We start from the raw sequence: 22450 nt of genomic DNA on the forward strand, positions 1-22450 counted from the left end.
ACTTCGCCACCCCGGCGGGGTGGGTGTGCCGGGGAGGTCACATCGGCATCATGGGTGACCCTCAACCCCACCTTAGGGAGCCTCGCCGTGATCGTGTCCTCGGTGATGACCGACCATCCCTCCTGGCTGTCAGCAGGTGCCACCACCTACCGCGCCGTCCGTTTTGGAGGCTCCTCCTGGGTGCTGACCTGCACGCCCACCAGAACCGGTGAGCACCGGGCAGAGGCTCATCTCGTGTCCGGTGCGGGGGACGCCCCGGTGCTCGACGTCGTCGATCCTGCCGGGCTGACCGGGGTCGATGACGTGGTGGATGTGCTGCGCGCCGCGGGCACGGTGGGGCGTTGGCGCAACCCGGACCTGTGGGACGCCCTGGCGACGTCGATCGTCCGGCAGGTGATCCGGGCCGGTCAGGCGCGCAAGCTCTACCGGGCGTTCTGCGAGGCGCACGGCGAGAAAGTCCTCACGCCTCACGGGCCGGCGTGGCTGTTCCCGACACCTGAAGCCGTCCTGTCGCTCCCGGACGACGAGTTCACCGCCATGGGTATGGCCTTTAAGCGCCGTCCGTTGAAAGCCGTCGCCGAGGCAGTGCTCGAGTTCGGCCCGAAGTGGGCCGAACTCGATCCGCCCGTGCTGCTGGACGAGGTGCAGAGCGTGCCTCGAATCGGCCCGTGGACCGCAGGTGCGACCGTCGCCGACCTCACCAACGACTACTCGCTGTACCCGTATGCCGATCTGGCGGTGCGCACCTGGGCGAACCGCCTGCCGACCGGGCGAACCTGGCCCGAAACCGAACCGGAGTTCGCCCGCCGCTGGGCACGGTTGGCGGGGAAGGAACTGTCCGCCTGGACGCTGCTCACACTCGCATGGGGAGTACGTCATGCCAACACCACAGGAGCCATTGCCATCTGACCCACCCGCAGCGCTCATCACCGGCGCGAACCTCAAGCACCCGCTCGACGCGCTGTTCGTCAATGCGCCCTTGCGTGACTACGCCGAGCGGCCTCGCGTGAATGACTTCACCCTGCCCGTGCTCGGTATGGGCTACCTGGCCACCTACGCCGCCTCACAGGGCTTCAACGTCGGCGTCCTGGACGCCGAGGCCCACGGCCTGGGCATCAACCATACCATCGACATCGTCAACCAGGCCGCTCCGCGCTGGAGCGCAACGACCGCAAGCAGACCGGCGAGCTGGCGACGATCGCGGCCCTGTTCAGCCGGGACGTGCTCATCCCCGACGGGGAGAGCTCCCAGCCGCTGATCGACACCTTCCTCAAGGCGTCCTCGGACAACGCGGTCGGCGTGTCGGGGGAACTGCGGGACGGGTTGCAGCGCTCGGTCGAGATCATCGCCAACGAGGTGCTGGCCAGGCTCGACCAGGCCGGGGTGGAGCCGGTTCTGCTCGAAGGGCCGAGGATGCCCATCGCCAAGGAGCTGACCCGCGAGTCTCTGCGCTACCTGTACCGGGTCCTGTTCCTGCTCTACGCCGAGGCACGGCCCGAACTGGGCATCCTGCCCGCCGACGACAGCTCGTACGAGGCCGGGTACTCCGTCGCCAGGCTCCGCGCGCTGGTCGAGCGGGACGAGCAGTTGGCGGAGGAGGAGGCCAAGCAGGGGTTCCACCTGTTTGAGTCGCTGGACCTCCTCTTCAGGAAGGTCAATGACGGACACCGGCCTCAGGGCTCGGAACCGGAAGACCTGTCTGCCGGTGCAGGTGGCGAGGACGAGCACGCGGCGTCGGAGCAACTGCTGGGCGAGGACCGGGGGCTGAGGTTCGAGCCCCTGCGCAGCGAGCTGTTCGAGCCGAAGGCGATCCGGCTCATCGGGCGCGGGGTGGACGACCCGGACGAGGAGGGGCGGAAGCTCGACCTGCGCCTGCGCAACGAAGCCCTGCACGAGGTGCTGCGCCTGCTCACGATGAAGAAGGGCGCGCGCAGCGGCGACCGGGGCGGGTTCATCTCCTACCGCAACCTCGGCATCAACCAGCTCGGCGCGGTGTACGAGGGGCTGATGTCCTACACCGGCATCATCGCCGACGAGGAGCTGTGCGAGGTGGCAAGGGGCGGAGACCCGGCACAGGGTTCCTGGCTGGTCCCAGCGCATCGGCAGCAGGACTACCCGGAGAGCACGCTCGTCACCTACGACGAGCACGACGCGCGCAAGGGGCATCGCGGTCCGAAGCGCTACCCGCGGGGGACGTTCGTCTACCGCCTCGCCGGGCGCGACCGTGAGACGTCGGCCTCGTACTACACGCCTGAGTCGTTGACCGAGGTGACCGTTGAGCTGGCGCTCAAGCACCTGCTCGACCAGGAGCGGGACGCCGACGGGAACACGATCAAGACGCGTGCTGCGGAGCTGCTGAAGTACCGGATCTGCGAGCCCGCGCTTGGCTCTGGGGCGTTCCTCAACGAGGCGATCGACCAGGTCGCCGAGGAGTACTTGCGGCGGCGTCAGGAGGAGCTGGGGACGTCGGTCCCCACAGCGGACGCGCTGACCGAGAAGCAGAAGGTCAAGGCGTACGTCGCGCTGCACAACGCGTATGGCGTGGACCTGAACGAGACCGGTGTCGAGCTGGCCGAGGTGTCGCTGTGGCTCAACACCATGCACCCCGGTATGCGGGCCCCGTGGTTCGGTCTGCACCTGCGGCGAGGCAACTCGCTCATCGGTGGGCGACGGGCGGTGTACTCGGGTGAGGACGTCGCGTCGCCGGAGAAGGCGTGGCTGAAGGCGAAGGGCGGACTGGGGCCCACGCCACTGCCGTTTCTGAAAGACGGTGAGCAGCAGGAGTTGCCGCAGGACGCGGTGCACCAGTTTCTCCTGCCCAGTCCTGGATGGGCGGCGATCACCGGCGCCAGTGAAGCCAAGGCCCTCGTGGGGGACGAGGTGGCACAGCTGGTGACTTGGCGGCGGGGTGTGCTCCAGCGGCCGAAGCGCAGTACGGCGCACCTGAACCAGAAGACCGGCGAGCCCAAGATGGAGAAGGGCAAGCCGAAGGTAGAGACGCAGTCCCAGTTCACCCGGCTGCGCGATGCCGCGCGGCGGGTGGAGTTCCTGTGGTCGCTCGTCGTCAAGCGCATGGAGATCTCCGAACAGGCGATCGCGCGCCGGATCGATGTCTGGGGTGCCGACCCGGCTGAGCCCGAGTACGGCTTCCTGCGCCGCCCGGAGCACGCGGTGCCCAAGGAACAGGTCCTCGAAGACCTCTTCAACGCCATCGACACGCCCTACTGGCGGTTGAAGACCGTCATGGACGCCTGGTGCGCGCTGTGGTTCTGGCCGGTGGACAAGGCCGCGCTGCTCGACGGCACTGATGAGGTGTACGAGGAGGCGGTGACCGTGGACACCGCCACGGTCACCGCGCTGCTCGGTGAGACGCCTGTCGTCGCTGAGCAGGTGATGTCCCGCATCGAGCAGCACTACGTGCTGTTCAATGCGGGACCGGAGCAGATGTCGCTCGCCGACCTGGACACCGAGGACCGGGTGATCAAGCCGAAGAACCCGCCGAAGGCCAAGGCGAAGGCACCTTCCTTGCGGGACGTGATCCCGTTGAAGGACCTCGATGACTGGTTGGACTTCCTGGAAGCCATGCTCGGCACGCATGATGTGGCCGAGGATGAGCTGATCAGCCAGTTCAACAACCTGGATGAACTGAAGGGCTTCGAGAACGACCTGCCAAAGTTCATGGGCATGGACCAGGGGAACCCGGAGCAGCGTTTCCCTTGGCTACACGTGGTGCGCGACGTCGCGAAGCGGCAGGGTTTCCTGCACTGGGAACTGGAGTTCGCCCTTATCTTCACCCAGGGTGGCGGCTTCGACCTTCAGGTCGGCAACCCGCCATGGGTGCGCCCACAATGGAACGAGGCCGCCGTCCTTGCGGAGCACGAGCCCTGGTTCGGTCTGGAAGACAAGGCCTCGGCCTCCGTCAAGGAACGCCGTCGAGCGAAGCTACTACAGGACCCGAGGACGCTGCAGTACTTTCTCGATGAGCTTACCAACACGAGTGGACAGCTTTCCCTATTCGGTTCCCCTCAGGTGTACCCACTTTTGGTGGGTACTCGTGCGAACTTGTATAGAGCTTTCATGGCTCAAGTTTGGGCGCATTCCTCTCGAAAAGGGAGTTCAGGTCTCGTTCACCCGGATACCCACTTTACGGGCGATCGGGAGGGGGGACTTCGCAGGGCTGCGTACTTTCGTCTTCGTGTGCACGGCGACTTTTTTAACCCTGGGCACCGGTTTTTTCAAAAGCCCGTAGGTGAGTCAAGTCATTTTGGTGTGCATATTTATGGAAATGTGCAAAAGATTAGTTTTTGGCACCTGTCTTGGCTGGTTTCTGTTGAAGCTTTCAGAAAATCTTTCGATCATGACGGTTTTGGCGACCTTCCGGCGATTCGTCGTAATGGTGGAGAGTTTGACGAGCGTCCGCACAAGAGTCGGGCGGTTTTGGTTGATCTGAATCAGCTCTCGACCTGGCGGCATCTGCTCGATGGGGAAGGGGGGGCTATCGAGCAGGCGCGATTGCTGTTCCCGGTCAGCGTGGCGGAAGCGTCTGCCATCGGAGCCCTTGCTGGTTATCCATTGCGATTGGGGTCGTTGGCGCCGCAGATTAGTTCTGGATATAATGAGACCAATGCCAAGAAAGGTAACCTGATCGACTATAATCGTCAAGAAGTCGCCGTCGGGCATGAGTATCGGCCTGAACGGTGGCGTAGGGTAATCCTTAAGGGAACGCAGTTGAGTGTTGCCACTTCGGTGTTCAAGCGGCACGATGCCAACAGTAACGATCCGTATGGAGTCGATCTCGTTAGTCTTGCGGCAGACTTCATTCCCGGCACGGAGTATGTGCGGGTGGAGGGGCGAACGCGGGAATACCTTGCGGCGCAGGATCGTTGGGTCGACCACCGCGCGCTTGCTTGCCTTCGGGCAGATGAGAAGGCGATCGTTCGTGCGCGAAGCCATGTCGCGTCGGTCGAAGGTGTCGAGGAGAGTGAGGTTGATCCTGACAAGATCGATGCTCTGCTCGCGGCCAGAGCGCGACGGAGGTACGCCACCTTCTACCGGCTCGCGTGGCGATGTATGATCGCGCCTGACACTGAGCGATCGCTTTATGCCGCATTGATTCCTCCTGGTGTAACGCATATCGACAATGTGAATAGCCTTGCTGGAATTTCGCTTGAAAGTACGGTTTTGACCGCAGGTTTTTGGGCCTCATTGCCGGTCGACTACCTTTTGCGTGTAACTGGACGAAGTCACTTGCGAGGAAGTAGCGCAAGGGCTATGCCTGCACCGGCTCCCGGCCACCCCCTCGCCGCCAGCTTGCTGCTGCGCACCTTGCGTCTGAACTGTCTCACCGACGCCTACGCGAAGCTGTGGGCCGAGCTGCACGACCCCACCTGGCAGGGCACCGAACACTGGGCGCGCGACTGGCCTGGCCTCCAGCCGCTCCACGACATCACCCCCACCTGGCAGCTCGATACCCCACTGCGCACCGAACGCGCCCGCCGCTCCGCGCTGGTCGAAATCGACGCCCTGGTCGCCGTCTGGCTGGGCATGAGCGCGGACGCCCTCATCGCCGCCTACCGGGGTCGCTTCCCGGTGCTGCAGAAGTACGAGGCCGTTACCTGGTTCGACGCCGACGGCTGGAAGCTCGCTGGCAACGCCCGCACGATCGGCCAGCGGCAGTCCAAGGAGACCTGGAATCAGTTCCAGGCCTACCTCGAAGCCCCCGACACCACCCCCGTCCCCGACGGCTACACCGCACCGTTCCACAAGGCCGACCGCGAAACCGAGATGCGCGAAGCGCACGCCGTGTTCCAAGCTCGCCTCGACGCCGCCGTGGCACGCGGCGAGTGGGACCCGGTCAAGCAGGAGGTGCCCCAGCCGTGAGGCCGACCCTGGAAGCGCGTGGGCTGAAGGAGAGCCTGCTCCAGTACCTGTCGACCACCTACGCCCTCTCCGACGAGGGCGCCCGTGAGTCGCTGCACCGGTTCCTCGGCGACGAGACGACCGGCATGTTCCGGGGACCGTTCCTGCGCATCAGGCCGCCCTTCACGCCCGCCGACGACACGTGGCGCGACCTGCTCGACTGGGCCCCGGAGAACTGGACCCCCTACGCGCACCAGGCCAAGGCCTTCGCCCGGCTCAGCAGCGCCAACGACCACGTCCCGCAGCCGACCCTGATCACCACCGGCACCGGTTCCGGCAAGACCGAGGCGTTCCTCTACCCGATCCTCGACCACTGCCTCCGGGCACGGGCCGCTGGCGGTCAGGGGATCAAAGCTGTCCTGCTCTACCCGATGAACGCCCTGGCCACCGACCAGGCGCACCGCATCAGCGACCTCCTCGACAACGACAAGACCCTCAACGGCCTCACCGCGGGCCTGTACATCGGCGATCGGCCCGCCACCACCCACAACCGGGTGTACACCCGCCGCTCCGACATGTGGGTGTCCCCGCCGGACATCCTCATCACCAACTACAAGATGCTGGACCTGCTCCTCCAGCGGTCCGCCGACAGCGCCCTGTGGCAGGACGCGGACATCCGCTACGTCGTCGTCGACGAGTTCCACAGCTACGACGGCGCCCAGGGCACCGACGTCGCGATGCTGCTGCGCAGGCTCGCCGCCGCCGTTGGCTCGCCCGAACCGGACCGACCACTCGGTCCGATGTGCCCGATCGCGACCTCCGCGACCCTCGCCTCGGGGACCGGACCCGGCGGGGGCGAAGCCCTCGTCAAGGTGGCCACGGAGGTCTTCGGCACCCCGTTCACCGAGGACGCCGTGATCGGCGAGCACCGCCAGGGGATCGACGAGTTCATCCCCCCGGACAGCTTCGGGCTGGAGATGCCCGCCCCGTCGCCGGAAGAGCTCGCGGGCCTCATCGACCCCACCCGTGACGCGGAAGCGTGGGACGACCTCGTCGAAGCGGCCACCGGTAAGCGCGGGCTGGACCCCTTCGAGCTGGGCGCGCAGCTCAAGAAGAGCCCCCTGACCTACGCGGTCATGCGCGCGCTCGAAGGCGGTGCCGTCTCCTCCGGTGAAGAGGTCCTGGGGACGATGTGGCGGTACAACGCCCACCACTGGGCCAGGACCATCGCGCAGCAGCCCGAGGTCGCCGCGAAGGCCCTCGCCCGGTTCGTCGCCCTGCTCTCGGTTGCCCGCGCACCCGAGTCCACGCCGAGCCACCCCCGTCCGCTGGTGCACGTCGAGATCCACCAGTGGGCCAGGGCGGTCAGCCGGATCGGTCGGGGCGTCCTGCCCTGGCCGAAGGCCGAGTTCCGCTGGGACACCGCCGGGACGTCCGACCCGCACAGCGGCGCCCACGCCAGGACGACCCCCGCGACGGCGGCCACCAGCGGACAGGCGCCCAACCTCTTCCTGCCCGCCATCTACTGCCGCGACTGCGGTCGTTCCGGCTGGGCGGTGTTCTCCCCGGAGAGCGACGACCAGGAAGTCCAGTTCGACTCCCAGAAGATCCGCCGGTCCTCCACCGGTCAGGACAAGGTCCGGGTGCGCAACCTGATGGCCGCCACCGACCTCGAAGCGCGGGAGGGTTCCGGGACGGGAGCGGTGCCGGTTTCGCGACGCTCGGAGGCCGACCGGGCACCGCGCGCGCACGAGTCGAGCGGCTTGCTGATGGTTCTCGACGGCCAGTCCGGTCGGCTGCGCCTACCGAACCCGGCGACTGACTACGACCCGGAGACCCACGCCCCGAAGCTCCCGGCGGCCGATTCCGCCTTCGTGCTGGTCCTGATGGGAACGACGGCCAACACCGCCGCACGTGAGGACTGGTGCCCGGCCTGCGGCGAGCGCAACGCCATCCGCTACCTGGGCACCGGCTCCGCCGCGCTCGCCGCCGCCTCGATCACCCAGCTGTTCACCGGCGGCGAGCTGGACAAGGAGCAGCGCGAGGACAAGCTGCTGATGTTCAACGACTCGGTGCAGGACGCCGCGCACCGGGCCGGGTTCGTCGCCAGCCGCTCCTACACCTTCTCGTTGCGCGCCCTGCTGAAGAAGCACCTCTCCGAGGAACGGCCGACCGCGCTCAACGATCTCATCGCGGACGTCGTCGCCCAGACCACCGAACCCGAGGTGCTGCGGGCCATCGTGCCCACCGACCTGCACGACCTGCGGGGTGTGACCAGACTGCTGACCGGCCAGGGCAGGGGCGGCGACCTGCCGACCTGGCGCCTGATCGGCGAGCGCCTGGCGTTCGAGGCGCTGATGGAGTTCGGCTTCCGCTCGCGCAACGGCCGCACCCTGGAGCTGACCCGCACCGCAGCCGCCCACGTCGTCATCCCGGACCACACCGCCGCCATCGAGCTGGTCAAGGGCATCCACCTCGAACTCGGTCGGGGCGACCTCGCCCCGACCCCCCAGGACGACGCCCGCTACCTGGCCTTCCTGCGCGTCTTCCTGGAGCGGCTGCGCACCAGGGGCGCGATCAAGCACCACTGGTTGCGGGGCTACCTCAGCGAGAGCGGCACCAGCCGCTACTACGTGTGGGGCGGCCGGGAACCGGGCATGCGCGCGTTCCCCAAGGGGGTCGCCGCGCCGCGCTTCCTGCTCGCGCACCCCAAGAAGGACAGCGAGTTCGACGTCGCGACGGGACGGCTGTCCTGGTACGAGCGGTGGGCCCAGCGCTGCCTGGAGATCCCGCGCGAGCAGGCCCCGGAGCTGTGGAACCGCCTGCTGCCCGAACTGGTCGCGGCCGGGCTCCTGGCCGCCGCCACACCGAAGGACAGCACCGCCCGGATCTACGGGTTGCAGCCGGGGAACGTCGCCGCGCAGCTGCTCACCGACGACGAGGTGAACCTCGCCTTCGTGCGCTGCCGGACGTGCTCGTGGGAGCAGACCGTGCACCCGTCGCTCCTCGACCAGTGGCGCGACCAGCCCTGCCCCTCGTACCGGTGCGCCACCGGCAGGCTCGTCGCCGGTGACCGGCTCCCCGAGTCCGTTCGGCACTTCCGCGACCGGGACCACCAGGACGACTACTACCGCCACCTCTACCGGAAGGCGGGCACCTACCAGGTCATCACCGCCGAGCACACCGGGATGCTCAAGCGCGCCGAGCGCGAGCGCGTGGAGGCCGACTTCCGGCAGGGAGACGGGCTCAAGCACCCCAACGTGCTCTCGTGCACGCCGACGCTGGAGATGGGCATCGACATCGGCGACCTGTCCGCCGTGGTGCTCGCCGCGCTGCCGCACCGCCCCGCCAACTACGCCCAGCAGGTGGGGCGCGCGGGCAGGCGTACCGGCAACGCCTTCCTGCTGACCATCCCCGGCCGCACCCGGCGCGACCTGTACTTCCTCGACCAGCCGAGGGAGATGATCGCCGGGCAGATCGTGCCGCCGGGCTGTCACCTCTCGGCGTACGAGATCCTGCGCAGGCAGTACCTGGCCCACCTGCTCGACCTGGCCGCGCGCGAACGCCTGCCGAGGCCGGACGGCGTGCCGCTGCGCCCCGTCCCGGAGAAGGCCCCCGACCTGTTCGGACCGTCGGGCTACCTGGCTGACCTGGTGGAGAGCGCCCTCGAACGGGGCGACCAGCTCGTCGAAGGTTTTCTCGCCCTGTTCCCCACGGGTGTGGGCGACGGGGCCAAGCAGGACCTGCGGGACTACGCCACCCGAGGGCTGCGCGGCGCCGTCGAAGAGGCGGAGCGGGAGTGGCGACGCCGGGAGCTGGTGCTCCGGAACCGCCTCAAGCTGATCGACGAGGCGCAGGCCACCCTGCACGACTCCGATCCCGAGCACGCCGCCCAGAAGAAGGAACTGGCCGCTGAGCAGCGCGTGGTCAGGAAGAAGCTGACCGACCACGGCCAGACCCCCGCGCAGAACGCGATGTGCGACCTGGGGCTGCTGCCCAACTACGCGCTGATCGACGCGGTCACCACCCTCCAGGCCACCCTGTACTCGCCGTTCAAGCAGACGACGCGCGGTGAGAGCGAGGAGAAGGCGAAGCCCACCCCGCCGACCCTGCGCTCCTACGACCGCCCCCAGCGCTACGCCCTGTCCGAACTGGCCCCCGGCAACACCTTCTACGTCAACGGCTACCGGCACCAGGTCACCGGCATGGAGATCGGCACGGACGTCGACCGGCAGTGGCGGGAGTGGCGGTTCTGCCCGGACTGCGGCTACGTGCGCACGGAGAACGCCGCCGCGGACCGGTCGCCCTGCGTCCGCTGCCGCAGCACGGGCATCGCCGACGACGGCGCCTGCCTGCACAAGGTCGTCGAGCCGACCATCGTCACCTCGCGGGACAAGCGGGAGGACGCCCGCATCAGCGACGACAAGGACGACCGGGAACAGCGCTTCTACACGGTCGTCGACGTCGTCGACATCCCCCACGAGGCCATCGAGCCCAACACGTCGTGGCGGCACGAGGAGGAGACCTTCGGCGTCGACTTCTGCCGCAAGGCCGTCATCCGCCGCGTCAACGTCGGTCCCGCCCGGTTCGACAAGCAGGCCGACGACCGGCTGGCGGGCAACCTCGTGCGGTTCAGCCCGTTCCACGTGTGCACCGGCTGCGGTGCGACGACGGCCGACGGCAAGCCGGTCTTCGACCACGACACCGACGCCCTCAGCGCCTCGATGGCGCGTGACCCGAAGCTCAAGCACCACCTGCCGTGGTGCCCGTTGCGCCGGGGCAAGCGCGGCTCCGACGTGCCGCAGGAGCCGTTGTTCCTCGCGCACACGCTGCGCACCGAGGCCCTGCGCGTGCTGCTGCCCACGGTGACGGTGCTGGTCGAGGAGAAGATCCACTCCTTCCGGGCCGCCCTGCGCCTGGGCGTGGACAAGCACTTCGGCGGCGATCCGCAGCACCTGGACACCACGCTCGCCTCCATGCCGGACCAGGACACCGGGGAGCAGCGGCACTTCCTCGTGCTGTTCGACCGCATCCCCGGCGGCACCGGGTACCTGCACCGGCTCACCGACCCGAACGCCTTCCGCGCGGTGCTCGACGACGCGCGGCGCGTGCTGCTCAACTGCCCCTGCAAGGACGAGTCGCGGCGCGCCTGCCACCGCTGCCTGCACCGCCACACCGAGGAGCGCTGGCAGGACACCGTGTCCCGCAAGGAAGCGCTGGCGATCCTCGGCGACCTCCTGGGCACGCACGACAAGGGAGACACGAAGGCCGACCGCTGGAAGACGGCTTCCGTGCCGAGCACCCAGGGCATCGGGCTCGACGGGCAGATCGAGTCCGAGCTGGAGGCCAGGTTCCTCGCCGCCCTGCGCCAGTGGGTCAACCACAAGGACGACGTGGCCTGGGACGAGGACGGCAGGAACAGCGGCTACCTCAGGTTCGCCGCACCCGAGAACGTGGTCAGCTGGAGGCTGACCGCCCAGCGGGAAACCGGCCGCACCCGCACCGACTTCACCTTCGAGCGGGTCGACGGCCCCAGGCAGCGGGTCACCGCCTACCTCGACGGCTACCGGTACCACGCCACCAGCGAGCACAACCGGATCGCGAGCGACTGCGAGAAGCGCAACGACCTCCGCGCCTCGGGGCACACCGTCTTCCAGATCACCTGGGACGACGTCGAGCTGTTCGAGGAGCGCGGCACTCGCGCCCGACCGGTGTGGCCCCCCTACCAGGGAGCGGCGCAGAACCAGGCCAAGGAGGTCTACGGGCAGCTGGGCGGCAGGAGGACCGATCTCGACGAGACCGTCTTCACCAACCCGATGGCCTCCCTGTTCGCCTACCTGAGGCACCCCGAGCCGCAGCTGTGGGGGCTCCGGTCCACCGCGCTCATGGCGGGACTGCTCGTCGCGGCGGAACCGGTGGTCCAGAACGCCAGCCGGGCGGACGTGCGCACCGCGTTGCGGGCCGCGCTCGGTGGGGAACCCGTGACCGCCGGGGCGGGCCGAGGTCCCGTGCACGTTCTGCGCGCTGTCGACCAGACCGGCTTGCCGATCGTCTGCACGATCGACTTCGAGCGCGGGGACAGCCCGCAGGCGCTGCGCTGGAGCGCCCTCATCCCGCTCGAGGACGAAGGACCCGCCCTCGACACCGAGGAGCACCGGCTGCGCTGGCGCTCGTGGTTGTACTGGTCCAACCTCGTGCAGTTCCTCGCGCACGTGGGCGGTGACGCCGTCCAGCTGGCCACCAGCCAGGTCCCGACCTTCCCGCTGGACGTCCTCAAGGTGGTCGGTGGAGCGGGCGAGCTGGACTCCCTCGTGGCCCAGCGCGGTGGAACGACGCCCACCCGACGTCCCGACAGCCCGGCGAAGCTGGAAGGCGTGCTGGCCCGTGCGCTCCGCGATCGGATCTGGGACGAGGAGATCCTCGACCTCCTCGAAGAGGACGAGCCGGACTCCGCGCTGACCGAGCTCGCCAAGGTGCTCGCCGACCGGGGCAAGATCGCACCCGTCTACGGCCACGAGCTGGGCGAGCAGAAGTGGCAGGTCGACTTCGGGTGGCCGGGGCTGAAGGACGGCAGGCCCGGCGTCATCGCAGACAGCCCCGAACCCGAGGACGAGGAAGCGCGCAAGCTCGGCCAGGCGTACGCGCAGCGAGGGTGGGACGTGCGCACCGCCGAGCAGTGGCTGGACGACCTCGACTCGCTGCTCGACCTGCTCCCCGACGTGGAAGGTGCCGAACGCCGATGAGTAACCGGATCAGCCTGTACCAGAAGGCCGAGCAGGAGCTGTACAAGCTCGACCGGGCGGTGAAGGCCGACTTCTACAACTTCTGCCACAAGTTCAGGGAGGACAAGGACACGGCAGGCCTCCAGCTCAAGCAGCTCAAGGGGGACGGCAGGGTCTTCAGCGCCAGGGTCAGCCAGTCCTACCGCGCGCTGCTCGTCAGGGCAGGCGTCGACGGCAAGGGCGGGCAGAGCTGGGTGGTCGTCGCGGTCCGGCACCGCAAGCACGTCTACGAGGAAATGACCGTCGCGGTGAACCGGGTCACCGGTGAGATCGAGTTCGTGGACCTCTCCGTCGTCGGGGACAGCGTCCTGGAGCGGGCGGGCATCACCCTCACCCCCGCCGAGCCCGAACAGGAGCCACCGTCCGCCACCGCCGCTCCGGAGCCCGCCCCGGCTCCCGCGCCGCCGCTGCTCGGTGACGTGACCGCCGAGCAGTTGCGCGAACTGGGGGTCAGCGAGCAGCTGATCGACCTGGCCCTGGCCGTGACCACCAGCGCCGAGCTGGACCTCCTGGTCGCGGGCGCTCCGACGTTGTCCAACGACGTGCTCACCGGGCTCGCGTCGGGGATGGGCCTGGACGAGGTGAAGCAGGAGATCACGGCCCAGGTCGAGGTGGAGCTGGATGACGACTACGCCGACGACCTCGGGGCCGCGCTCGCCCGCACCACCGTCACCACGGTCGACGAGTCCTTGAAGTCCGTCCTCGCGGAAGGCGACTTCCGGGCCTGGAAGGTGTTCCTGCACCCGAGCCAGGCCAAGCTGGTCCGCCGCGACTACAACGGCCCGGCACGGGTCACCGGCGGTCCCGGCACCGGCAAGACCATCGTCGCCCTGCACCGGGTCCGGTACCTTGCGGAGCGGCTGCCCGCGGGTTCCGACCAGCCGATCCTGCTCACCACGTTCACCAAGAACCTCGCCGCCGACCTCCAAAAACGCCTCGCCTCCCTGATCGACGTGGACCTGGCGAGCAGGGTGGAGGTCGTCAACATCGATCAGCTCGCGGCGCGGGTGCTGGGTGAGAACACCGGGTCGGGCGGGGTCAAGCAGCGCGTCAACGAGGCGACCGCGCTCACCGTGCTGCGCCAGGTGCACGCCGAAGCCGGTGAAGCCCGCTGGAGTCCTGAGTTCCTGTACGACGAGTGGGACCAGGTGGTCCTCGGGCAGTCGCTGACGACCAGGAAGGGCTACTTCGAGGCCCGCCGCGCCGGTCGGGGGCGCTCGCTCACCCGTCCCGAGCGCAACCAGATCTGGCGGCTGCTGGAGCAGTTCACCACCAGGCTGGACAAGGAAGGCATCGAGACCTGGGGGCAGGCGGCGGAACGGGCGGCGCGCTACGAGGGCGAGCGCGCCGCGGACGCCGAGTCGGACCGCGACACCGCGACCCAGGAGGGGCAGCAGTCCGGTCACCGCTACCGGCACGTCGTGGTCGACGAGGCGCAGGACCTGCGGGCGTCGCACTGGAAGATGCTGCGCGCGATGGTGGCCCCCGGCGTCAACGACATGTTCATCGCCGGAGACACCCACCAGCGCATCTACGACCACCAGGTCACCCTGGGCACGGTCGGCGTCCACATCAGGGGGCGGTCTTCGCGGCTGACGCTCAGCTACCGCACCACCAGCGAGATCCTCGCCCGCGCCATCGGCATCGCCGCGCCGGACAAGATCGGTTACGACGACCTGGACGACGGCGTCGACTCCCTCAGGGGGTACCGCTCCCTGCTGCGCGGACCGGCGCCCGAACTCGTCGCCTGCGCCACGGCCGCCGACGAGCTGGACCAGCTCGGCAAGGTGCTCATCACCTGGCTCGAAGACCTCTCCACCGGTGACAGCGGCTCTCGGCTCGATCCCAGGGGCAGGCTGGCCGTGTGCGTCGCCGACCGGGAGATGGTCGGCCAGGTCATGAACCACCTCGCCAAGGCCGGGGTCTCCTGCGCCGAGCTGACCAGGGACGGCGCCAAGGGGGACGGCGAGGTGCACGTCGGCACCATGCACCGGTTCAAGGGACTGGAGTACCAGCGGTTGGCGATCGTGGGCGTGCGGGACGGCGTCATCCCCCGACACCACCGGGGGGACGATCCGCAGCGCAGGGAGCGCGAGGAGCGCAAGGCGCGATCGCTGCTGTTCGTCGCGGCGACCAGGGCCAGGGACACGCTCCGGATCAGCTGGCACGGCAAGCCCAGTCCCTACCTTCCGCTGAACCGCTGAGGTGTGGGTCCCGGCCAGGTGCTGGCCGGGACCCACACCTGCGGTTCGCATCGTGCCGCCGCGAATGTCGAGCGCGAAGCGCGATCAGAACCCCATCGAGGTCCTGCCGGCACGCACGTCTTCCGGGGCAGGCATCCGGTCAGGGCGGTTCCGGTAGATCGTTCCCGCTGCCCGCCAGAAGCGCCTCCAGCTCGGTGCGATGACGGTGCGCGGTGGGATCGTCGAACTCGGAGAGCAGCTCCACCGCCTCCGTCCAGTGCGGGGCAGCCGAAGCCCGACCCTCTTCAGCGGCCAGCGCGCCTCCCAGGTTCCGCAACGCGAGCGCCAACCGCCATCGCTCGTCGAACTCGCGGAACACCTCGACGGAGTAACGGTGGAACCCGCTCGCGCCGCCACCTCCGTCGATCCGGAGGTGCAGCTCACCGATGGCGTCGACGGCTTCCGCCTCCCGCACCGGATCACCCAGTTCCCGCTGGAGCACCGCAGAGCGGTCGGCGTGGGAGAGCGCTGCGGCGGGAGGACCGAGCACGGCGAACACCCGGCTGGCCTCCAGCGACCAGAACGCCTCCCACGCCCGGTTCCGCTGCTCACGCGCGATGGCCAACGCCCTCTCGACGAACTCACGTGCGTGGTCGTACTGGCCCAGGATCCGGTGCGCGTGGCTCAAGCCGCGCAACGCGTCCCCCTCGCTCCCCGGTACGGATAGACGTCGGTAACCGGTGAGCGCCTCGAGGAGCAGCGGAACGGCTTCCGCAGGACGGTCCAGGTCGATGAGGGCGTTGGCCGTGTTGTTGGTCGCGATCGCCGTCCAGTAATCACTGTCCAGCGCGCCCGCGAGTTCGCGGGCGCGCTGGAAGTGCTGGAGCGCTGAGGAGGGGTGGTGGGTTCGCAAGTAGATCAAGCCGATCGCGTTGGTCGACGCGATCTCCCCGGCCACGTCGCCGAGGTCCTGCCGGATCACCAGCGCCGTGCTCTGCAGCTCGACGCCCTTCGTGCGGTCACCGCGTTGCATGTGCGCCTTCCCGAGGCTTTCCAGGGCGTTCGCCTCGCCTGCGCGGTCACCCAACCGCCGTGCGGACGTCAGTGCGACCTCCCCGGTGACCAGCCAGTCGTCAAAGTGGTTGTAGCGGGAGTAGATCTCCCGCAGCTCGTCCGCCAGCAGCCGCGCGGTGCTGTGGAGGCCGCGTTCCCCGGCAGCCCGCACCAGCGGGGGCAGGTTGTGGCGTTCTCGCTCGTACCAGGTCAGCGCCTCCGCCCGATCGGTGAACTCGGGTGTGATCAGGCCGGGGGCCTGCTCCACCCGTGGACCTGCTGCCCTCTCGGGGGCGATGAGGTCCACCACCCGCGACACGGCGTGGAAGTGCCACAACGACAGGCGGTCGAAGGCCTCGGCCATCGCTTCCCAGCTCTCCTCCTCTTCGGCCTGGTTGCGGGCGTAGAGCCGCAGCAGGTCGTGGAACGTGTAGCGGTCCGCCCCGGTGCGCTCCACGAGATGGGCGTCGACGAGGCCTTCCAGGAGCCTGCGGGTGAGCGCCACCGGTGAGTCCAGCAGCGCGGCGACCGACCGGAGGTCGAAGTCGTTGCTGGGGTGCAGGCCCAGAAGGCGGAACAGGCGTCGTGCATCCGCCGGGATGGCTCGGTAGGACCACCTGAACACCGTGCGCACCGCATCGGACGTGTCGTCTGCAGTGAGCGTGTTCCAGAGATTCGACTCCTCCAGCAGCTCCTGGACCAGGTCGGGCAGCGGGGTTCCCGGTCTGCTCACCACGCGCTGTGCGGCGATGCGCAGCGCCAGCGGCAGGCGTGCGCACAACCGGGCCAGCGCCGCGAGGCTCTTGGAGTCGTCGTGAGGGCGGTAGTCGGCGAGCAGGTCGCGCAGCAACGACACCGCCTCGTCGAGCCGCAGCAGTTCCAGGTTGATGGGGCGCGCGCCCTCTCGGAGCACCAGGTCGTGCAGCCTGCTGCGACTGGTCACCAGCACCAGGCTGCCCGCGGTTCCGGGCAGCAGCGGCCGGATCTGAGTCGTCGTCGCGGCGTTGTCCAGCACTATCAGGAACCTGCGGCCCGCCAGCAGCGATCGGAACAGCGCTGAACGCGTGTCCAGATCGACTGGAATGCGGTTGCCGGGAATCGCGAGGTCGTGCAGGAACCGCTTCAGCGCCTCCTCGGCCGAAATGGACGGTCCCTCGTGGTACCCCCGCAGGTCCAGGTAGAGCTGCCCGTCAGGGAACTCGTCCACCATCCGGTGCGCCCAGCGCAACGCCAGCGATGTCTTGCCAACGCCCGGAGTCCCCATGATCACGCACACGACCACTCGGTGTGCGCTCTCCTGCGATTCCTGCGCGAGGAGGCGTAGTGCTTCAGAGCGGTTCACGAACCCGTGCACGTCTGCGGGCAGCTGCCGTGGGATCGGCATGGGGGAGTGGGCGGGGGCATCACCGGTGAAGTAGTTGGCGGTCGCGTGGACCATGCCCCCGTAGATCATGCCGTACTGGGTTATCGCTTTCGCGTTCGCGCGCACCTCGTTGTGCGACCTGCTCGCCGGGTGCTCCTCGGAACCGTCCATGCCGTTCATCAGTCCGCAGTCGGCAATCTCCAGACGACCTCCCGCTCGAAGAAGGCACCCAGTTCCTCGCCTCGCTCGTAGAGTCCCGTGATCAAGGCGCTCCACCGCTCGACCTGCTCGGGATCGGTGCACTTCACCGCACCCTCCAGCTCGCCGTTCTGGTCGTAGAGCACCTGGTAGGCGATTCCCCTGCTCAGCAGGAACAGTTCGGGCAGCACGTCCGTGCCCCGCTCGTGCTCGGCGATCTCCTGCCTTCCCACCACCCTGATCTTCCCGCCGACCTCGTGCCGGACGTGCAGCGAGCTCAACTCCCAGAGCAGGTAGCGGCTGATCGGCGACTCCACGACCCGAACCCGTCGCACCTCCATGCCGTGCTGCGCGATGCGACGTTCGTAATCGGCGACCTCGGCCCTTCCTCGTTCCAGGAGGGTCAGCGACTCGTGCCAGTCGCCTCGGAGGGATGCCTCCCAGCTCTCGTTCGCCGACTCGACGAACTCCTGACGGCGTTCCAGCTTCCAGCTGACCCCGCCGTTGTCCTCCCAGAAGCACCTGGTGAAGTCGGCGAGGTATTCCTCTGCGGTCAGCACCGTGCCCGTCAGCACGGTTTTCCTGCAGTGCTCGTCGGGGATGTCGTTCTTGGCCGAGCGGATCATGACTCCCGGTATCACCACCAAGCGTTCGTCCTCTCCGACGTGGACGCCGTCAGGCAGCTGAGCGGTGTAGTGATCGGTGAGGTCCCGACCGATGACGGCCACGTCGCCGTTGGACAACTCCCACAGATCCGGGCAGCTGGGATCGTTGTTGGTGGCTCCGAGCTGCAATGCCGACCGGCCCAGGCGTTTTGCGAAGTGGGCGGTCGGATCGGCTTCCCAGACGCGACTCACGAGGCCCTCCGGAGGTTCAAGAGTGGTTCATTTGGTCGTAAGCACTTCTTTCGACGCACCAGATTGTCGATAATTACGTTACGGAGAGTATTGTCAGCGTAGTACGCAAAGATGCGGAGAACTAGATTCGTGACCGATTTGTGCGGCATCCATATCTTCTCTGCGATGTCATCCGGGGCGTGTTGCTGGCAAAACTCCCGGTTCGGTTCGTTTGGAGCAACTTCGCTAACCCGATTAGGTGACGTTCGATTGGGAGATAAGGTGGGCTGGTAGCGAGGCTGGCGACCCCGCGCTGCTTGCGGCCGGTTCCTGCACTGCCTTCCCGAGGTGAGCGGCTCAGCGATCACACCCGTACGGCCCAACCGTTCGCGCCCCCGTGGAACAATCGCCCCCACGACGGCACGCTGCCGCTGGTGTGCCACCGGGTGGTGCGAAGGTGTGGTTGGCATGGGCTCTCGGGACGGTGGGCTGCCCGCCGCGTTAGGCGAGGTCGCGGACTTGCCCGGTTGGGTCGAGCGGCTGTTCGAGGACTTCGGGGTCGCGGTCGTCCTGTGCGACTCGGGTGGGGTGGTGCGGCACGTCAGCGCTGCCGCCCTGGAACTGGTGCCCGGACTGGTGGTCGGGCGGGGGATGCCAGGGGCCCGCGGGGGTGTGGGCTCCTTCGAGGTCGTGGTGGGGGAATCCGTTGTCGTCGGGCGGTTTCGCGACGTCGGGGGTGGGTGGGGCGCCTGGGTGTTGCGGGACGTCGGCGGTGAGCGGGCGCGGGACGCGGGGTGCGGGACGTCCTGGTGCGCGGGGAGTTCCTGGGGCGTGCCGGTCGGCTGCTCGGGGGGTCGTTGAACCCCGCTCGGACCGTGCGGGCCGTGGTGGAGCTCGCCACCGAGCTGGGGTGGGCCGCGACCGTGGTGCTCGCCGACGGGACTTACGCCCACGGGGTCCGGGGTGGTCGGACGCGGATCGGGCGGTGGGAGCGGGAGGCGCTTCCCCGCGTGCTGGTCGACGGGCTCGACGGGAGCGCGTCCGGGGAGGTCGAGCGGCACCACGCGGGGCACTTCGGGGGGAGCGGGTGGAACTCGCTCGTCGAGCTCGGCGAGGTGGCCGAGGCGGTCACGGTGCGGTTGTCGGGGAGCGCGGTGGTCGGGGCCGTGCTGGTGGTGTGGATCGCCTCCGACGACCCGGCCGCGGTCGGTGATCCGGACGGTGCGGTGCTGGGGGAGTTCGCCGACCGGGCTGGGATGGCGCTGGCGGCCTCGCTGGTGCACGCGCAGCAGGTCGCGACCGCTGCGGCGCTCCGGGAGAGCCTGCTCCCTGGGCCGCTGCCGGACGTCGCGGGGCTCGACTTCGGGGCCGAGTACCGGCCCGCCACCGGGATCGGGGCGCTGGGCGGCGACTTCTACGAGGTCTCGCCGGACGGGCGGGCGCTGGTGTTCGGGGACGTCGTCGGCACCGGGGCGCGCGCCGCCGTCGTGGGGGGACGGGTTCGGCAGGTGCTCGGGGCGCTCCGGTTGGTCGGGTTGCCGCCCCGGCGGGCGTTGCGGGTGGTCAACGAGTCGCTCGTGGAGAGCGGCGACGGGCGGGGCGGGGTGGTCACGGCCGTCGTGGGGGTGGTCGAACCGCGCGGGGACGGGGGCGTCCGGGTCGAGCTGACCGGGGGCGGGCACCTCGCCCCGCTCGTGCTGCGGGGCGACGGGTCCGTGCGGGTGGTGGACGTCGGCGGCATGGCGGTCGGGTCGGTGGCGCGGGCGGTGTTCCGCAGCGAGGTCGTCGAGCTCGAACCCGGTGAGAGCTGCGTGTTCTACAGCGACGGGATCACCGGGGCGCGCGGTGGGGTCGGCGGGGAGGAGTACGGGCTCGACCGGCTGCGGTCGCTGCTCGCGCACTGCCACGTCATGCCCGCGCCCGCCGTCGCCGAGCGCGTCGTGCTGGGGGCGCAGCAGTGGATCTCGGGGGCCGGGCACGGGGACGTCGCGGTGCTCGTCGTGCGGGCCGACCCCCGGCGGACCGGGGCGTGAGCGGCGCGCGCGACCGGCTGCTCGCCGCGCTGGAGGCCGCCGACGAGCCCGCGGCCACGGCGGTCGTGCTGCGGCTGCTGGACTCCGGCGCGCCGCTGGAGGAGCTGCTGCTGGACGTCGTGGCGGACGTGCAGGTGGAGATCGGGCTGCGGTGGCAGCGCAACCTGTGGACCACCGCCCAGGAGCACGCCGCCACCAGCATCGTCGAGCGGATCATCGGGGTCGCGGGCGCCCGCGAGGCCCGGCCGGTCACCAGGGGGCACGTGGTGCTCGCCTGCCTGGACGGGGAGTGGCACGCGGTGCCGCCCCGGATCGTCGCCGAGGTGCTGCGGCTGCGGGGGTGGCGGGTGGAGTTCCTCGGGGCCAGCGTTCCGGTCGGGCACCTCGTCGCGCACCTGCACGAGCACGGGCCCGACGCGGTCGCGCTCAGCTGCACCCTCTCCAGCAGCCTGCCGCGCGCCGACCAGGTCGCCACCGCGTGCCTGGGCACCGGGACCCCGGTGCTGGTCGGCGGGCTCGGGTTCGGGGTGGACGGGCGGTGGGCGCGCGCGCTCGGGCTCGACGCCTGGGCGCCCACCGCGACCGCCGCCGCCGAGCTGCTGGAGCAGCCGCGCTGGTCGCGCACCGCGCCCGCCGCCGCGCGCCGGGACGTCGACCCCGAGCACGCCGCGCTGCGCGCCCGCCGCGCCGAGCTGGTCGGCGCCGCCCTGTCCGCCGCCGTCCCCGGCTCCCCGCTGCCGCCGGAGGTGCTGCTGGAGGACGCGGGCCACCTGGTCGACCACCTCGCCGCCTCGCTCTACGTCGACGACCCAGGGCTGTTCGGGTCCTTCGTGGACTGGAACGCCGACGCGCAGGCCGCGCGCGGCGTGCCGCCCTCGGCCGCGGTGGACGCCATGACGGCCATGTCCCGCGTGCTCAGGGACCACCCGCGCGCCCTCCGGCACCTCGACCACGGGCTGGACGTGCTGCGAACGAGCTCCTGAGCAGCCCCCGCGTCGCGGAGCGGTGCGGGAACCGCGTTCGGACCGCTTGTCGCGGCCCCAGCTCTCCAGCCTGAGTCATGCCTTCACCCGCCGGGTGTGATCTCCTTGTGGTGCCACGGCGGCTCGGCACCGCCGTCGTGGGGTGATACCGGGGATGAGGTGTGATGACGTCTGCACGGCGGACCGAGGGGTTGAAGACGTCCACCCGCCAGCTCGACGGCGGCGTGGTGGTGTTCGAGGCGGTGGGGGAGGTGGACATCTCCACGGCGGACGACCTGCGCGAACCGCTGGTCGACCTGGCCGGGGGGATCGCGGCGGGCGGCGTGCTCGTGGTCGACCTCTCCGGGATCGGGTTCTTCTCCTCTCCGGGCATCGAGGCGCTGCTGGTCGCTGACAAGCGGGTGCGCGCGGCGGGAGGGCGGCTGCGGGTGGTCACCTCGCCGGTGGTGCGCAGGGCGCTGGTCGCGGTGGGGTTGCGCCAGGCGCTGGACATGCGCGACGCGCTCGACGACGCGTTGCGCGGTTGACCAGGTGTCGAACGGACCAGGACCGGTCACCCGTGAGCTGACGACCGAGGCGAACGCCCGACAGCGAGGTTGCCCGTGCTAGCCGAACCGCCCAACACACCGGGTTCCGACCCCGCGCCGGGCTCCGGGGCGGTGGCCGCGCTGGACGTGGCGGTCGACTGCTCCGACCTCGCCGGGATGCGCCGAGGCGTCCGCGAGGCGCTGACCGACCTGGACGACCTGTTCGTGCAGGACGTCGAGCTGATCTGCACCGAGCTGGTGGCGAACGCGTGCGACCACGCGGGCGGACCGCGCAGGCTCGTGCTGCTCCGCCGCGAGTTCGACGGCCTGCCCGAGGTGGTCGTCCAGTCCCACGACGGCAGCCCGGAGGCCGCGCCGCGCCTGGGCGTCTCCGCGCTCGGGCCGCACCGGGGGCACGGCATGAAGATGGTCGAGTCGCTGTGCCGGGACTGGGGCGTGCGGGTCGACGGGGCGACCAAGGTGGTGTGGGCGGCGCTGCGCGTGCCGTGAGCCGTCCACACCGGACACCCCCGCCACCTCCCGGGTGCGCCCCGGCGCCTCGTTGATCGCTTGTGAACCGATTCAACGCGGAACGCCGAACCGCGTGCCGGGAAAGTTAGATTCGGTAACGAA

Annotated in this window: 12 protein-coding genes; 10 read left to right on the top strand and 2 right to left on the bottom strand. The window is 69.4% G+C overall.

Going from position 1 to position 22450, the window contains the following annotated elements; genetic code table 11:
- Positions 1-87: 87 nt before the first annotated feature.
- The 5 genes from LV78_RS03540 to LV78_RS03560 are packed head-to-tail and all read left to right on the top strand — an operon-like array spanning position 88 to position 14845.
- Positions 88-909: a DNA glycosylase family protein gene (locus tag LV78_RS03540; RefSeq protein ID WP_253843290.1), complete on the top strand. Its 822-nt coding sequence runs from the start codon at positions 88-90 to the stop codon at positions 907-909.
- On the top strand, positions 878-1258 hold the full coding sequence (locus LV78_RS03545; RefSeq protein ID WP_253843291.1) for a hypothetical protein: 381 nt from the start codon (positions 878-880) through the stop codon (positions 1256-1258). The genes LV78_RS03540 and LV78_RS03545 overlap by 32 nt, the downstream gene beginning before the upstream one ends.
- The gene (locus LV78_RS03550; protein WP_253843292.1) at positions 1222-5880 is read left to right on the top strand and encodes a class I SAM-dependent DNA methyltransferase; all 4659 of its coding nucleotides are present in this window, start codon (positions 1222-1224) and stop codon (positions 5878-5880) included. Before LV78_RS03545 ends, LV78_RS03550 begins: the two co-directional genes overlap by 37 nt.
- Positions 5877-12602 carry a DEAD/DEAH box helicase gene (locus LV78_RS03555; protein ID WP_253843293.1) on the top strand — a complete coding sequence of 2242 codons (6726 nt, stop codon included), beginning with the start codon at positions 5877-5879 and terminating at the stop codon, positions 12600-12602. The genes LV78_RS03550 and LV78_RS03555 overlap by 4 nt, the downstream gene beginning before the upstream one ends.
- A complete protein-coding gene (locus tag LV78_RS03560) occupies positions 12599-14845 on the top strand; it encodes a UvrD-helicase domain-containing protein (RefSeq protein ID WP_253843294.1) in 2247 nt (748 codons plus the stop codon). The genes LV78_RS03555 and LV78_RS03560 overlap by 4 nt, the downstream gene beginning before the upstream one ends.
- Positions 14846-14984: 139 nt before the next feature.
- On the opposite strand, the gene LV78_RS03565 is transcribed toward LV78_RS03560, so the two are convergent.
- Complete coding sequence (locus tag LV78_RS03565; RefSeq protein WP_253843295.1) at positions 14985-17411, bottom strand: ATP-binding protein; 2427 nt, start codon at positions 17409-17411, stop codon at positions 14985-14987.
- An 8-nt stretch (positions 17412-17419) separates the two neighbouring features.
- Positions 17420-18295 (bottom strand): DUF6879 family protein, encoded by an 876-nt coding sequence (locus LV78_RS03570; RefSeq protein WP_253843296.1) that lies wholly within the window; start codon positions 18293-18295, stop codon positions 17420-17422.
- A 447-nt stretch (positions 18296-18742) separates the two neighbouring features.
- On the opposite strand from LV78_RS03570, the gene LV78_RS03575 reads away from it, so the two are divergent.
- From LV78_RS03575 to LV78_RS03595, 5 genes are all read left to right on the top strand, one after another.
- Positions 18743-19135: a hypothetical protein gene (locus LV78_RS03575; RefSeq protein ID WP_253843297.1), complete on the top strand. Its 393-nt coding sequence runs from the start codon at positions 18743-18745 to the stop codon at positions 19133-19135.
- The gene (locus tag LV78_RS41475) at positions 19069-20307 is read left to right on the top strand and encodes a PP2C family protein-serine/threonine phosphatase (protein ID WP_253843298.1); all 1239 of its coding nucleotides are present in this window, start codon (positions 19069-19071) and stop codon (positions 20305-20307) included. The genes LV78_RS03575 and LV78_RS41475 overlap by 67 nt, the downstream gene beginning before the upstream one ends.
- Positions 20304-21290, top strand: a complete 987-nt coding sequence (locus tag LV78_RS03585; protein ID WP_253843299.1) for a cobalamin B12-binding domain-containing protein — start codon at positions 20304-20306, stop codon at positions 21288-21290. The genes LV78_RS41475 and LV78_RS03585 overlap by 4 nt, the downstream gene beginning before the upstream one ends.
- 164 nt (positions 21291-21454) lie before the next feature.
- On the top strand, positions 21455-21817 hold the full coding sequence (locus tag LV78_RS03590; protein ID WP_253843300.1) for an STAS domain-containing protein: 363 nt from the start codon (positions 21455-21457) through the stop codon (positions 21815-21817).
- 75 nt (positions 21818-21892) lie between these two features.
- The gene (locus LV78_RS03595) at positions 21893-22327 is read left to right on the top strand and encodes an ATP-binding protein (protein WP_253843301.1); all 435 of its coding nucleotides are present in this window, start codon (positions 21893-21895) and stop codon (positions 22325-22327) included.
- The last annotated feature ends 123 nt before the right edge of the window (positions 22328-22450 follow it).

The organism is Actinosynnema pretiosum, from assembly GCF_024171695.1.
Classification (GTDB): Bacteria; Actinomycetota; Actinomycetes; order Mycobacteriales; family Pseudonocardiaceae; genus Actinosynnema; species Actinosynnema pretiosum.